The organism is Fodinibius sp. (assembly GCF_034521915.1).
Taxonomy (GTDB): domain Bacteria; phylum Bacteroidota; class Rhodothermia; order Balneolales; family Balneolaceae; genus Fodinibius.
Genome location: NZ_JAXHLU010000001.1, coordinates 158,091 through 173,053, shown reverse-complemented (window position 1 = coordinate 173,053; position 14,963 = coordinate 158,091). Strand labels below are relative to the sequence as shown.

The 14,963-nt window shown below is 42.3% G+C and carries 12 protein-coding genes; 6 read left to right on the top strand and 6 right to left on the bottom strand.

The window, feature by feature from the left end; all coding sequences use genetic code 11:
• Positions 1 to 5: 5 nt before the first annotated feature.
• The gene (locus tag U5J89_RS00805) at positions 6 to 2,600 is read left to right on the top strand and encodes a tetratricopeptide repeat protein (RefSeq protein WP_322573702.1); all 2,595 of its coding nucleotides are present in this window, start codon (positions 6 to 8) and stop codon (positions 2,598 to 2,600) included.
• Here the strand turns inward: U5J89_RS00805 and U5J89_RS00800 are convergent.
• Positions 2,597 to 3,682, bottom strand: a complete 1,086-nt coding sequence (locus U5J89_RS00800) for a quinone-dependent dihydroorotate dehydrogenase (RefSeq protein ID WP_322573701.1) — start codon at positions 3,680 to 3,682, stop codon at positions 2,597 to 2,599. The two genes, U5J89_RS00805 and U5J89_RS00800, sit on opposite strands and share 4 nt — an antisense overlap.
• Positions 3,683 to 3,766: 84 nt before the next feature.
• Here U5J89_RS00800 and U5J89_RS00795 point away from each other — a divergent pair, with 84 nt between their 5' ends.
• Positions 3,767 to 5,050 carry a folylpolyglutamate synthase/dihydrofolate synthase family protein gene (locus U5J89_RS00795; protein WP_322573700.1) on the top strand — a complete coding sequence of 428 codons (1,284 nt, stop codon included), beginning with the start codon at positions 3,767 to 3,769 and terminating at the stop codon, positions 5,048 to 5,050.
• A 130-nt stretch (positions 5,051 to 5,180) separates the two neighbouring features.
• Entirely contained in the window at positions 5,181 to 6,656 is a 1,476-nt protein-coding gene (gene rho, locus U5J89_RS00790; RefSeq protein WP_322573699.1) for a transcription termination factor Rho, read from the top strand.
• A gap of 9 nt (positions 6,657 to 6,665) precedes the next feature.
• Here rho and U5J89_RS00785 read toward each other — a convergent pair whose 3' ends face one another.
• Both U5J89_RS00785 and sppA read right to left on the bottom strand, forming a co-directional pair.
• Positions 6,666 to 7,517 (bottom strand): MBL fold metallo-hydrolase, encoded by an 852-nt coding sequence (locus U5J89_RS00785; RefSeq protein WP_322573698.1) that lies wholly within the window; start codon positions 7,515 to 7,517, stop codon positions 6,666 to 6,668.
• 9 nt (positions 7,518 to 7,526) lie between these two features.
• Positions 7,527 to 9,317, bottom strand: a complete 1,791-nt coding sequence (gene sppA / locus U5J89_RS00780) for a signal peptide peptidase SppA (RefSeq protein WP_322573697.1) — start codon at positions 9,315 to 9,317, stop codon at positions 7,527 to 7,529.
• A 107-nt stretch (positions 9,318 to 9,424) separates the two neighbouring features.
• Here sppA and U5J89_RS00775 point away from each other — a divergent pair, with 107 nt between their 5' ends.
• Genes U5J89_RS00775 through alr form a run of 3 tightly spaced genes read left to right on the top strand, consistent with a single transcriptional unit; the run spans position 9,425 to position 12,102 of the window.
• Entirely contained in the window at positions 9,425 to 9,661 is a 237-nt protein-coding gene (locus tag U5J89_RS00775) for an FAD-dependent oxidoreductase (protein WP_322573696.1), read from the top strand.
• Positions 9,627 to 11,024 carry an NAD(P)/FAD-dependent oxidoreductase gene (locus U5J89_RS00770; protein WP_322573695.1) on the top strand — a complete coding sequence of 466 codons (1,398 nt, stop codon included), beginning with the start codon at positions 9,627 to 9,629 and terminating at the stop codon, positions 11,022 to 11,024. Before U5J89_RS00775 ends, U5J89_RS00770 begins: the two co-directional genes overlap by 35 nt.
• Positions 11,025 to 11,037: 13 nt before the next feature.
• Positions 11,038 to 12,102 (top strand): alanine racemase, encoded by a 1,065-nt coding sequence (gene alr / locus U5J89_RS00765; protein ID WP_322573694.1) that lies wholly within the window; start codon positions 11,038 to 11,040, stop codon positions 12,100 to 12,102.
• 12 nt (positions 12,103 to 12,114) lie between these two features.
• On the opposite strand, the gene U5J89_RS00760 is transcribed toward alr, so the two are convergent.
• The 3 genes from U5J89_RS00760 to glyA all read right to left on the bottom strand — a co-directional run bounded on the left by U5J89_RS00760 (position 12,115) and on the right by glyA (position 14,959).
• Positions 12,115 to 12,675: an FKBP-type peptidyl-prolyl cis-trans isomerase gene (locus U5J89_RS00760; protein ID WP_322573693.1), complete on the bottom strand. Its 561-nt coding sequence runs from the start codon at positions 12,673 to 12,675 to the stop codon at positions 12,115 to 12,117.
• A gap of 122 nt (positions 12,676 to 12,797) precedes the next feature.
• Positions 12,798 to 13,640, bottom strand: coding sequence for a twin-arginine translocase subunit TatC (gene tatC / locus U5J89_RS00755; RefSeq protein ID WP_322573692.1), 843 nt, complete (start codon positions 13,638 to 13,640; stop codon positions 12,798 to 12,800).
• 20 nt (positions 13,641 to 13,660) lie between these two features.
• Positions 13,661 to 14,959, bottom strand: coding sequence for a serine hydroxymethyltransferase (gene glyA / locus U5J89_RS00750; protein ID WP_322573691.1), 1,299 nt, complete (start codon positions 14,957 to 14,959; stop codon positions 13,661 to 13,663).
• Between the last annotated feature and the right edge of the window lie 4 nt (positions 14,960 to 14,963).

Below are 14,963 nucleotides of genomic sequence, written 5' to 3'. Positions count from 1 at the left end.
AAACCTTGAGGAAGTATCTTCTCTTACTGTTAACAGGGGTCTTTTTAGTGGGATGTGGGAGCTCCCTGAAAAGTTCTTGGAATAATTTTACGGCTTATTATAATACCTTTTATAATGCCCGCGAGAGTTTTAAGTCGGGATTAAAGAAAGTCAACAACCAGCCTCTAACTATTGATCCCTCTTCACCGGCTCGCATCCATCCCGCCCCCAATAAAGCCGGTTATAATGATTTTCAAAATGCGATTGATAAGGGGGCACAGGTGTTGCGTAAGTTTCCCGAGTCGAAATGGGTGGATGATGCCATTCTGTTGATTGGCAAATCAAATTATTATCGTCAGGAGTTTTATCCGGCCCTTCAAAAATTTGAAGAATTAATAAATGCCGGTTCGTCCCCCGAAATGATTTCACGTGCCATCATTTGGAAAAGCAGAACCCAACTTGATTTAAAGCAGTATACGGCTGGAGTAAGTTTTGTAGAATCTGAGCTCGAACAATACCCGTCAAAATGGCCTCGGAAGTATAGGGGGGAGATACAGGCCCTGGCCGGTCAGCACCACGTTATGTTGGAGAATTGGGGTGAAGCTGTTGATTATTTATTTGACGCCACATCAAACATTCAAAGTAAGTCACTGCTTGGCCGAACGTACTTTTTGCTTGGACAGGTATTGGAGCAGCAGGAACGATATGAAGAGGCTTTTAATGCTTTTGGAGAAGTTAAAAATAATTTCCCCGATTTTGATTATCTCTACTGGTCTCAATTTAAGCAGGCTGATATTGCCAGAAAGGCGACCCGATTTGATCTGGCTCTTGACATTTTTCAAACCTTACGGAAAGATGATAAAAATCTTGACCGTCGCGGCCGGCTTTTGTTTGAAATAGGCAGAACCTATGAGATGATGGGAGAGGCCGGAAAGGCCGAAAAAATGTTTAAAAATCTTTTGTATGGTACCGAAAGCCAGCAGCCACGTGACTTAAAAGCTGATATTTATTTTCGACTGGGTAAAATATATAGTGATCAATATAATCAGTACCAAGTTGCAGCTGCTTATTTCGACTCTTCCTCTACGATAAACAGTTCTTCACCAAATGGCAGTGATTCTGACAATCCGGCCGAATTAGCGGATACGTATGGTGAGTATACAGAACTGAAAAAATCAATAACCCGAGCGGATAGCTTGTTGAGGTTGGGCTCTCTTTCAGAACAGGAGCTAGACTCGGCATTGAATGCTATACGAGCGCAAATGCAACGGGAGCTGGAAAAGAATGAAGGAGAAGAATCAACCGTTTTTGCTAATACTGAAATCGCTGGAGTGGAGGACGCCGGCACGTCCGAGATACCCACCCAATATGGATATCTTAATTACAAAAATGCACAGTTTGTAAAACAATACAAAACGCAGTTTAGATTGCGTTGGGGGGATCGTCCACTTGTTGACAACTGGCGAAGAGCAGAAGCTATTAGAGGGGCGGAAAGACAAGAGGATTTTGAGGTGACTGATAATAACCAATCCGCAAATAGTTTGGATAATATAGAATCGGTTGTAGAGTTGAATCTCGAGGAAATACCCCGAACGGCAGAGCAAAAAAATCAGCTGAGAACGGTGAAAGCCAATGCCCAATATAAGTTGGGCAATTTGTTATTTCTGAATTTAAATATGCCCGATAGTGCACGGCATTATTTTCACAAGGTTCTTAAAAATGATATCGCCAAAGAGCTTCATCCTCCGGCGATGTATTCCCTTTTTGAAATATTTTCTACCGAAGATAATACTGATAGTCTTCAGTACTGGGGTAAAACTATTCAGGAAAAATATCCCCAAACACGGTATGCGCGGCGGGTCAAGGTTAGGATGGGAGATGGATCTGAGGGTACTTTTGAACAGGATACGACGAAAAAATTGATAAATCAGTATTATCGTCACTTGCAGGATACTACTTCTCAAAAGGCGGTAAAATTAAGAAAATTAGCGCTTGATAATCGTGACTCTGATCTGGCTCCACATATATTTTATCAATCAATCGAGGCTTACATTAATCGGGCTAAAGATAATAGTGATTTTGTTGATTCTACTGATAAACGTTCATTGACGGCTGATTCGAGCGATACGTCAAGGGTTGATTCGGCAACAACAGCAGCAATATTGAAAAAAAAGCTGGATTTTTCCGGCGCTTCCTGGGATAGCGTGCGATTTGCTATTCAGCAGTTTGATACTACTTTTCCAAATGCCAAACAGCAGAAAAGGGTAAATAAGTTGAGTAAATTGCTGCAAGAGCATCAATCCGGATCACAAGAAAATATCACCTGTAAAGATCTGGGAATTTCACTGAATGTAGAGCCGAGCATGGAATCGTTTTTGAAGCAGGTTACCTATCCAAAAAGATTAGAGGGGATGTCATTGTCTGGCAATGTAACGTATTCGTTTGTGGTGAGAGAGGATGGAAAAGTAAAGTCATATGAACTAATTTCACAAAAAACCTCGCTGGGTATAGAAGAGTCCTTTGAAGAAGCTTTTGATGATCATTTACAGTTTGCACCATTAGAGGCAGAGCAAGCTCCAGATGAAATTACCTGCCGGATATCTTTCCCGATCCGACGTTAATCGAATGCTTTTACCAGCTGATGGATAGATTTGATATTCAGTTCTTCTAATTCGCCTAACAGCTGACGGTTGATCGATTTTATAAGTCCGGGACCTTCATAAATTAGTCCGGTATACATTTGGAGTAAATCTGCTCCTGCTAACAACATTTTGAGGGCTGTACTAAAATTATCAATACCGCCTACGCCAATAATTGGTTTTTGCCCTTTGGTTGCCTCGCTTATCCATTCAACAATTTGAATGCTTTTATTAGCAATTGGTCGGCCACTTAGTCCGCCCCGACCAATATTATTGAGTTCAGCTTCACTTGTTTGTAGTCCATCACGGGATGCGGAAGTGTTGCATGCCACATATCCGTGGATGCGGTGATTTTCACATATTTCTAACAGCTGCAGCAATTGATCTTTGGTGAGATCGGAAGAGAATTTCACGGTTGTAGGCACTACACGAGCATCATCACGTATTTTTAGGGCTGATAGCAGTTCATCCAAAGCCGAGGGATCTTCAAATGTTTTCCCCTTTGCGGTATTGGGACATGATATGTTAACCGTAATATAGTCGGCTACTTTCTTGGCTTCTTTAAAGCTCTGCACATAGTCCTGAATTGCCGCATCCCCCATGATTTTGGGATCATGGGTTTTGGCAATATTAATCCCCAATGGAATGGATAGTTCTTTATTTTTCAATCGCTTAACAATAGTTTGGGCTCCGTCATTATTTAATCCCATTCTGTTGATAATTGCCCGATCTTTGGGCAAGCGAAAGGCACGGGGTCTGGGATTTCCGGTATTGGGATTGGCGGTAATGCTGCCCACTTCTACGAAGCCGAATCCCAGTGCCTCCATTATTTCGGGAATTTCTCCATTTTTGTCGAAACCTGCGGCAAGTCCAATAGGATTTCTAAATGTTAATCCCCATATTTGTTGACTTAATTTCGCAGATTGATAATTGTATAAACTCTTTGCCAAAGTTTTTAAGATACTACTATTTGAGGCAGTCTCAGCAAAGCGATGGATGGTAGAATGGGCTTGCTCGGCGTCAAGCTTAAATAAAAGTGATTTAACCAACGAATTATAAATCATAATATATGACGAGCGATATTTTGCTATCGCAAAGTAAAGAGCTTTTTTCTAAGAACGAAATTAAAACGATTAAATTCAGCTTCAATGCGTTTTACCTCTCTACAATCCGTTCGAGAGTATCTCGATAGCATCCCTAAATTTCAATCCAGGGGGGCTTCTGCAGCAAACTTTGATTTATCCCGTTTTCGTAATTTTTGCGATGCTATTGGTAACCCGCATGAAGAATTTGACTCAATTCATATCGGGGGTACAAATGGAAAGGGAAGCACATGCAATATATTGGCTTCTGTATTTCAAAAGGCAGGTTATAAGACCGGAGTGTACACCTCTCCGCACATCATTGCGTTTAATGAGCGTTTTCGTATCAATGGTGATGTTATTTCGAACGATGAACTTCTGGAGTTTTTTAATACGTATATAGATGATGTTGAAGCGTATACGTTGACCTATTTTGAGATAAGTACGGCCATTGCCTTTTGGTGGTTTGCGCGATCGAATGTGGATATCGCCTGCATTGAGGTAGGCCTTGGTGGTCGGTTAGATGCTACCAATATCATCGACCCGAAAATAAGTGTAATAACCAGTATTTCGCTGGATCATACCGATATTCTCGGGGATAGTATTACCGAAATCGCACGGGAAAAGGCAGGTATTTTAAAAGAAGGTCGTCCGGTAGTGATAGGGGATTTACCCATGCAAGCCCAAAACGAAATTGTTAAAATTGCCGAACAGAAAGCCTGTCCTTTTTATACAATTGATAATTTAAATCCGAAATACATAAAAACTGGGCATTACCAGTTAACGGTTGATGACAGGATGATTAATATTTCCAGTAATTTAACTTCGCCGATACAGGCAAAGAATGTGGCAATTGTTTGGCAAGTTTGTTCTGTACTTGGGGATAAGTATGGGAGTATAACAGAAGAGAACTTTATAAGTGGTCTTAAGCGTGTTAATACCGGTTTTGGGAGGTTTGAGCGACTTGTTGATGGTGAGCATTGGTACTTCGACGGCGGGCATAACCTGGAGGCCGTAAAGGTTTTAAAAGAATCAGTAAAAACTGTGGGCAATGTTGAGAATGCAACGTTGGTGCTCTCGTTGATGCAAGATAAAATTCGGGAGGAAGTGATGACAGAATTTTTAGAATTCAAAAATATCTATTATTATTCCCTAGGCCTTGAACGGGCAGCAACTTTTGACGATATTAAAGAATGGTTGCCCAAGGCAAATCCCTTTCCTGCTTCTGATGAAGATCGAAAAAAAATAATGCAAGACGATTTTGATTCAGAATTAGTAATTTTTTCAGGAAGTTTTTACTTTTATGAAACAGTTCGGGACTGGGTTTCAACTTTTGTTTTAAACCAATAACTCATATCTACCTGAATTTGCTCCCTTATTACAGCGTAGATCTATTCTCTATAGCTTCTGACAAAAGATTATAGGATCATTTTATTCATCGTAACCCATTTTCATATTTAAAAATAGATAGAAGAAGATTATGTCGGATTACCAAACCGATGGAGTTTCTCTTGAAGAAATAGATACTCTTCAGGAAAAAACAGTTAAGGAACTTCGTTATTTAGCCCGTGAACAGGGATTAAGTTCGGTATCAGACTTGCGCAAGCAAGAACTGATTAATCGTATTACACAATCAGTTCGTGACAAAGCAAGAGCTCGAGGAGAGTTGGATGAAGATGGTAGTGACCATCAGTCCAATAATAATGGCAGTCGTAGTAACTCCGGACGTTCCGACAATAATCGAAGCACGAAAAAGAAGAAAAAAAGTGTACATGAAATTCTGCCTGAATCGGATGCCCCCACGCTTGATGAACGGCTGGCTGAAATTCAGCCCGAATTAGGTCCATATCTGATACAGGAGGGAACGCTGGAAATTCTGCCTGATGGATACGGTTTTTTGCGGTCGGTGAATTATAATTACAAGGCCAGTCCCGATGATATTTATGTATCACCTTCTCAGATAAAGCGTTTTCGACTTAAACAGGGTGATTGCGTGATTGGAATTATCCGTCCGCCTAAAGTCGGAGAACGGTATTTTGCTCTTCTGCGCGTAGATGGGGTGAATGGTAAAATTCCTCATGACATGGATAACCGTGAGGATTTTGTAGATCTTATGCCTATTTATCCCGAAGACCGACTTAAACTGGAGCATAAACCAACAGAATATACTACCCGTGCTCTGGATCTGTTTACGCCGATAGGAAAGGGACAGCGTGGCCTTATCGTTGCACAACCTAAAACAGGTAAAACGACCATTCTGCGTAATATCGCAAATGCTGTCAATGAGAATAATCCCGAGACGAAGATCATTATTCTGCTTATTGACGAGCGTCCTGAGGAAGTAACCGAAATGGAACGCAATGTTGAAAATGCAGAGGTAGTAGCGTCTACGTTTGATGAAAAACCGGAAAATCATATTGGCCTTTCTGAGATTGTTTTTGAGAAAAGTAAACGTCTTGTAGAAAGTGGGCACGATGTATTAGTATTGTTGGATTCTATTACTCGATTGGCGCGTGCATATAATATTTGTCAGCCGTCGTCCGGACGAACAATGTCGGGCGGTATAGATTCAGAAGCGCTAAAAGCGCCCCGTCAGCTTTTTAGCTCAGCCCGTAATATTGAGAATGGCGGCAGTCTTTCTATTCTTGCTACAGCGCTGGTTCAGACCGGTTCTCGTATGGATGATCTTATTTTCGAGGAGTTCAAAGGGACCGGTAACATGGAAATTGTGCTTGACCGTAATCTTTCTGAGCGCAGAATTTATCCGGCGATGGATATCTTTAAAAGCGGAACGCGACGCGAAGAGCTTATTGTCCCGGAATCAGAGCATGAAAAAGTGGTACTCTTACGACGTTATCTAAATCGCATGAATAGTTTTGAAGCGATGGAATTTGTCCTCGATAAGATGAAGGGGACCAAAGATAATGAAGAGTTCTTGCTCTCCATGAATAAATAGTCAACCTTGTTAGGGTAGCTGTTTAGCTAAAACATATTTTTTGTCGTCATCTTTAAATAGATGACCTGCTTGTCCATTTCCAGAGTGATAGAAAAGTAATAAGGCTTTTTCGTCACAGGCTTTTTGCAGAAGCCGGACTTTCTTTTTCTTGGCTTCGAGAGGATAGATATCTGCTCTTTCCATGGCGTACTCATTAAGCTGATATTCGGTCGGTAATAAATCTCCCATATAGTAGGCCTTCTCTCCATCGCTTTCAAGGATCACAATTTGATGTCCGGGCGTATGTCCTCCTGTTTTAACGACTGTAATACCGTTCATAATCTCTGTTTTATTACCGGATAAAAAGGTAACTCGCTCATCACTGACCAATCGGTAAAAATCGTCCAGGCGATACCGTTCGCAGTACGATAGTTGCTGTCCTTTACTCTGTTCAAGTGCGAAGTCCCATTCCTGCTGGTGGACATAGTATGTGGCATTTGGGAAAGTAGGCTGCGTTTTGGCTTCTGCATCTGTAAAGGAGGAGCCGGCGGCGTGATCGTAATGCAAATGAGTTAGAATCACGTGGGTGATATCTTTGGGGGTTAGCCCAAAGATACGCAGGTTGGTGCATACGTTGGAAACATCTGTATATTGGCTGCCTGCATCTAATCCCCAGCCAAGACCGGTATCGAGTAATATATTTTGGCCTCCCGATTGTACTAAAACGGGATTGATCCCAACCATAACAGCATTGCTATCGCTGGGATATTTGGGGGTTGAGCCCGAGTGTGCAGTTCTTTTAGATCGGTTGATGTGTCCATCTTCAAAAAGCTCGAAGTGCCCTTCGCTTAACACTTCTACCGTAAAAGAACCTATATTCATATCGGTTATTTATTGAATGCTGATTTCGTATGGGAATAATGTTAATGCATCGCGACGTTTGAGAACAGAAAACTGCTGTTCCACAGTTTGTATTTCGTTAGATAAGAACCAGCTGCTGGGTAACAGGGCTTTGGCTTGAGTAGCTGCAGAACCCATAAACAATTCATAGATTGATTTCGGTTTGGGGAATTTGGCAATTTTATAATCACTTAATTCGGCTTTTTCTGCTGCTATGCTCAGTGCTTTTTCGAGGCCGCCCAACTCATCTACCAGACCATTTTCATGGGCATCAGCCCCAACCCAGACGCGCCCCTGGGCAAGTTCGTCCATCTGATCAACTTCCATATTTCGTCCTTTAGCCGCTTTGGTGATAAAAGTTTGGTAGAAATTGTCGATATACTGTTGAAATGCTTTCTCCTCAGATGAGGTGAATTCCCGGGTTGGAAGCAGCCAATCAGCGTGTTCGTGTGTCTTTACCTCATCAAAGGTAATACCCAGCTTGTCATTCATTAATTGCTTGGTATTAAACTTGGTGCCAAAAACGCCGATGGATCCTGTAATAGTTGTTGGTTCTGCAACAATAGAATCGCCGGCCATGGCTATATAATATCCGCCTGAAGCAGCAACGCCGCCCATCGAAACAATGACTGGTATATCTTTCTTGGTTTCTTGCATCATGCGCCAGATTGCATCAGAAGTACTGCCGGAACCGCCCGGGCTGTTGATACGCAATACTAATGCTTTAATATTGTCATCCTCTCGAATTTCTTCGAGCTGCTCCTCAATAAAATCAACAGTAATCTGAGGCTGATTGTTGAATGGGGAGTTGGAACCCACATCCGGCATAATAGGTCCATCGGCATATACTACTGCAATTTTATCTGAAGTTGATGGAGTAGAAAGCCCGGCTGAGGATGGGGTAACTTTTGAATAGCGATTAAAGTCTACCGTTTTGATAGAAGCACTTTCGTCGAGGCCTATTCTTGTTTTCATATGTGCAACTAATTCATCGGTATAGACCAGAGAGTCTATCAGCTGATTTTCAAAACCGAACTGGGTAGTCAAGTTAGGCTGACCATTTAACAGTTGATTCAGCTCTTTGATAGAATGGCCGGTCTTATTGCTAACCGCATCCAGAAAGGTACTGCTTGTTTGATTTAAGATTTGGGTTAGCTGATATTCGTTTTCATCGGATAGATCTTTTCTGTAAAAAGGTTCAACGGCGCCCTTGTATTTACCGTGGCGAATGACTTCTGCATCTATCCCCAGTTTTTCAAACATCCCATCGAAGAATGTAACTTGGCTGAAAAATCCATCAAATTCGAAAAATGTTTCCGGCGGAGCAAAAACAGAGTCGGCCGCTGTTGCCAAGTAATACCCTTTTTCGTTATAACCGAGATCGTTGGTACTGGCATAGATGAACTTGTCAGAGCTGTCGCGAAAAGCACTTATAAGCCGGTGCGCCTCTTGAAGATTTGCCCAGCTTTCGCTCATAAAATCAATCTCAAGCCAAATGCCTTCGATATTATCATGAACTTGAGCTTTGGACAAATTTTCTTTCAATGTTTCCAGGGAGACCTTATCATTGTTTGACTGGTTCAAGAGTTCATCCAGTGGGTTTTGTGAATCCTGGCTGGGTAACGTCCCGCGAAGAGAAATTTTTAGCACGGAATTACTCTGGATGTATGGTTCCGGTTCCTGCGAACTTGTTGAAATAGTGATAATGCCAACAAAGAAAATAAGCAGCAGTGCGATAAGGGTACCCAGCGTAGCGGCAATAAGTGTTTTGAAGAAGTTCATAAAATTAAACCAAGTATGTTGTTTCAGAATTAATTGCGGTGATGAATTGTTAAAAACCTTGTACGTTAAATTTTGAAGTATGTTATCAAAAGTGAGTGTTATAAACAATGTCTAAACAAGATGTTATAATTATAGGTTCAGGTCATAACGGCTTGGTTACCGGTTGCTATTTGGCCAAAGAAGGCTATTCTGTTACAGTGATTGAACGTCAAGATCAACTGGGAGGGGCGGTGAGTACCGAGACGATGTTCAAGTCAGATAAATACCCGCAGGGTTTTCGGATGGATGTAGGGTTCTTCTGTTCATATTATGATTCATCAGACCGGGATTTTGGAAGAGCTTGAGCTGGAGAAGTATGGGTTGGATTACATTGAAATGGATCCAATTATGTCGTACCCGGTACCGGAGGGAAAGGGCGTTATTCATTTTTTTAAGGATTTGGAACGCACCTTGGATTCTATTGCCAAAGTGGCTCCCGAAGATGTCGAAAACTATCGTAATTTTGTGGAATTCTGGGGACGCATTAACAAGGGGGTTTTAAAAGCATTTATGGTTCCGCCCAGCGGAAAGAATATTATTACCGAAGTTGCCAAGGGACAGATACGTGATGGCGGAATGTTCGAAAAAGGAAAGCAGCTTGATGGCCTCCAGAAAATACTGAGCAGTTATGGGAAAGTCGTTGATGATGCGTTCGAAAATCCGCATATGAAGGCGGCTTTAATATGGTTTGCGGCACAGTCGGGCCCAACGCCTGATCATCCCGCTACGGGCGATTTTGCCGGTTGGCAGTCGATGTTACACCAGAGTGGAGCTAAGCATCCGCGCGGCGGCAGCGGAATGTTAACACAGGCGATGGCCCGATTTATTGAAGCGCACGATGGAGAGATTATTACCGGATCACCTGTTGAAAATATTATTATTGAAGATGGAAAGGCACTGGGAGTTTTGGCAGAAGGAGAGGAATACCGGGCTGATACTATTATCTCAAATGCGCACGTGCAAACGACCATGATGAAATTGGTAGGGCGTGATCATCTTCCAAGTTCTACCTATGAAAAAGTGGAAAATATAAACGTGGGCAATGGTTTTGGAATGGTCATCCGTTGTGCGGTGGAGGAACTGCCCCGTTATTCGGCTTGTCCTGATGATACTTTTATCCATAACGGAATGCAGCTTCTGGCGCCTTCGGTTCAGTATATGAATGATGCAATTGGTGATTACCTACAGAAAAAGCCACCGGGGGATCCGGCTGTGTTGGCAATGACGTTTTCACAAATTGATCCTGATGTGGCACCGAGCGGAGGACATACCCTTTTTGCGTGGGCACAGTGGCATCCATATGAACTGGAGAATGGCTTGCATTGGGATGATATCAGGGAACGGGAAGCCCAAAAAATATATGATGTGGTAACGCGCTATGCGCCGAATATGGAAGACAAGCTCATAGATTGGTATATACAGTCGCCACTTGATATTGAACGAAAGCATGGGTTATTGCGCGGAAATGTAATGCATGTGGAGATGAGTTTTGATCAAATGTTTATGTTTCGTCCCATTCCCGAGATGAGCGAGTATAAAACGCCCATTGAAAACTTGTATTTATCATCGGCATCGTGTCATCCGGGTGGAGGTGTTTTTGGGGCAGCAGGATATAATGCTGCAAACGTAATTTTAAAAGAGAAAAAGAAATCCTGGTTCAATTTTTAATAGTACCGTTTTTATGATTCAGAAATCGAATGCCACAGTTGAAGTTAATCTTGCTAAGCTTAAAAAAAATTTGCAGGCACTTCGATCATATTTAGATGAAGATACTCGGGTGATGTCTGTGGTAAAAGCGGATGCCTATGGCCATGGCGCCGTAGAGGTAGCCAGTACTTTGGAACCTATGGTAGAAGCTTTTGCCGTAAATGATATTCACGAAGGGATTGAGCTGCGAAAGCAAGATATCACAAAGCCTATTCTGGTTTTTGAAGTTCCGCAGAAAACGACCGCATCACAATACAGGGTACATAATTTAACGGCCACGGTGAGTGCCAAAGAACATTTTGACTGGCTTCCCAATGGAACTTCGTATCACCTCAATTTTGATACCGGTATGGGTCGTTTGGGATTTTCCCCTGAAGAGTCGGAACGGGTTCTATCGTTGATGGAGGAAAATCAGAATTTATTTTGTACCGGACTCTATAGCCACTTTGCAACAGCTGATAGTCCGGAATCGGATTTTGTTACGGAACAGCATCATTTGTTCACAAAAATTCGAGAGCAATTTCCTGGCAAACTATCAGCCCATGTTGCAAACACCGGTGCTACTGCTTTTTATTCAAGTGAGCAGTTTGATATGGTTCGTCTGGGTATTGGACTCTATGGTTATGCACCGGGCAAAACGAATATTGAAGGAATCAAACCTATACTTCAATGGAAGTCAAATCTCGTTCAAATAAAGCCTATTATTGAAGAAAGCCCAGTTAGTTATGGAGCGACATGGCAGGCTCCTTCAGACGGAAATTTGGGTGTCATTCCCGTGGGTTATGATGACGGTCTCAAACGAAGTTTATCAGAAGAGCTTACGGTACGGATAGGCGGGGAGAAATATCCACTGGTAGGTAATATAACCATGAACTACAGCATGGTTTTTCTGGGTGATGATAAATATAAGCCTGGAACCTCGGTTGAATTGCTTTATGCCGAAAGTGATGCGCGGGATTGGGCATCAAAAATTGATACGATACCCTACGAAATATTAACGAGTATCAATCCCAAGATTCCCAGGGAATATATTTTATAAAGATATGAGCTGTTATTGAATACCAGTCAGTTCTACGTCGTAACGAAGGGTTTCATCTCTTAGATCCATACCATTTACTCCTGGTCGGCTATCACTGTATCCTAATGACGGAGGAACAATAATAACTCTTTTTTCTCCTTCCTTCATTCCTAACAGGCCACGTCGGAATCCCTCGATTTGTGCTGCCTGTTGTTGTGTAGAATTCGGAGTCAGGTTTGTGATAATTGCAGAAGAGCGAGTGCTGTCCACATAAGTACTTTCAAAAATTTCTCCCTCACCTGTTCCACCATCAAAAATTCGCCCTGTATACTTTAAACTGATTTGATCACGAGGAGTAACGGTGCAAAACTCCTCTTCACCGCTTGGGCACACTCCCTCTTCGATGACATAAATTTCGACCCCACCCTCTTTGGTATACGTGGTATCTGCATTTGACATGTTATAGGGTTCGGGTACATTACTAAAGTCCGGTCCGGTTGGGCGGTTATTCTCATCGCTACAGCCCTGAATAATAAGTACTGAAGAAAAGAGTAATGCAACCAGCAGAAAAGGTAATTTTTTTATAAATCTCATTGATTTGGTACTAATTAAAATCTGATTTTAATGAGGTAGTTATAAATTTCTATCTATGTTTAATTTAATAGCGTTAAAGGTAACGTATTTACAGTGCACGGGAAAACAAAATTTTTAAGTCTCTAGCCATCACTAAACGCTTTTTCCAGCTCTTTGTTGCGTTTGCGAACTCCTAATTTGCTGATCCAAATAGAAAGCTGGAAAAGCAATACCAAAGGAATTGCAATAAGCACTTGTGAGACCGGATCAGGGGGCGTCAAAAAAGCTGAGAGAACGAAACAGGTAATGATCGCATGTCGCCGGTATTGTTTTAAAAATTCGGGGGTCAGTAATCCGAATTTGGAAAAGAAATAGCTCAACACCGGCAGTTGAAAGATAATACCGCATGAGAGCACCCACATTGTAAGCGAGCTAAAATATTCGTTGATATCAAAATCGTTGTGGATGGCATCAGATATTTGAAATTGGCTGAAAAACTGAAGGGCAAAGGGAACAAGAATAAAGTATCCGAAAGCAACGCCTAACAGAAAAAAGAAGGTAATGAAAGCACTGTGACCAAAAGATTTCCATTTTTCCGATTTTTCCATGGCCGGCTCTATAAACGACCATAGCTGATAAAATAGGATGGGAGAACCCAAAATACCTCCAAAGACGATCAGGGTACCCCAGTAGGTAAAAAATTGCCCGGGTAGTTTTCTGCTTTGGATGGTGAGATCGATGGCATCAATGCCAAGAAGCTGATACACGAAAAAATTAGAATGGGTAGGTCCCAGCATAACTTCAGAAACAAGAAAATCCCCAATGAAAAAAGCGATAATCATACCTATGCCAATTCCACCAAGCCCCTTAATGAGTCGCCAACGAAGTTCCTCGAGATGATCTAAAAACGACATGTTGGCGGTTCGATCTTTGGGCTTCTTTGCTTCGGGTAAATCCTCGGTCATTATTTGTCGTTCTTCATTCATAAAAGGATATGGGACAAATACTAAGCTGTTACGAAATCATAAAGAGGAAATGCCTTGCAGAGCTCAGAAACTTGGCCTCTCACTTCACTTATCACAGATTCATTTTCCGGATCTTGCAGTACCTTATCGATCAGCTTAGCAATTGTTTTAAACTCGTCGGTTCCAAATCCACGGGTGGTCATAGCCGGTGATCCAATACGGATACCCGAAGTTACAAACGGACTTTCGGTATCAAAGGGGACCATATTTTTATTGAGGGTTATATTAGCTTTGTCCAGTGCTTCTTCAGCAACTTTACCGGTTAAGCCTTTATTGCGCAAGTCGACAAGTATTAGATGATTGTCGGTACCGTTGCTTACCAAGTTGTAGTTCATCTCCATAAACGCATCTCCCATTTCTTTGGCATTCGCTTGTACCTTCTTTTGATATGATTTAAAATCGTCTTGCAGCGCTTCTTTAAAAGAAACAGCTTTTGATGCTATAACATGCATGAGCGGACCACCTTGCGTTCCCGGGAATACGCCGGAATCGAGTATCTCACTCCAGTTTTTTGTCCGTCCGGATTTGCGAGCAGTGACACCGAGTGTATTTTCTCCATCTTCTCCAAGCAAGATCATGCCGCCGCGCGGACCGCGCAATGTTTTGTGGGTAGTTGTGGTAACTACGTGGCAGTGGGGTAGAGGATCATTCAGTAAGCCCGCAGCGATGAGTCCGGCAGTGTGCGCCATATCCATCCACAGGTAGGCTCCGACTTCATCAGCAATTTCGCGAAATGCTTTGTAATCAAAATCGCGGGGATAAGCTGAGGCCCCGATAGAAATAAGCTTTGGCTGTATTTCTTTGGCCTTTTTGCGGACTTCTTCTAAATCTATACGGCCGGTTTCTTTATCTACCCCGTAGAATTCAGAGTTATACAATATTCCGGAAAAATTGACGGGCGATCCATGTGTTAAATGTCCGCCGTGCGAGAGATCAAGACCCAACAGTGTTTCGCCGGGTTTCATAAAAGTGAGATAGACTGCGGCATTTGCCTGGGCTCCCGAGTGGGGCTGAACATTTACCCAGGAGGCTCCAAAAAGTTTTTTGGCTCGTTCGCGGGCAAGCTCTTCAACTTTATCTACCACTTCGCAGCCGCCGTAATATCGTTTGCCGGGCAATCCCTCAGCATACTTATTTGTTAGTGTAGACCCCATTGCTTCCATGACGGCACGTGAAGCAAAGTTTTCAGATGCAATGAGTTCTAAATTATCATTTTGCCGTTCTTTTTCTTCGGCTAAAAGTTGATATATATCAGAATCTTGATCGGATAGAGGTTGCATAAAT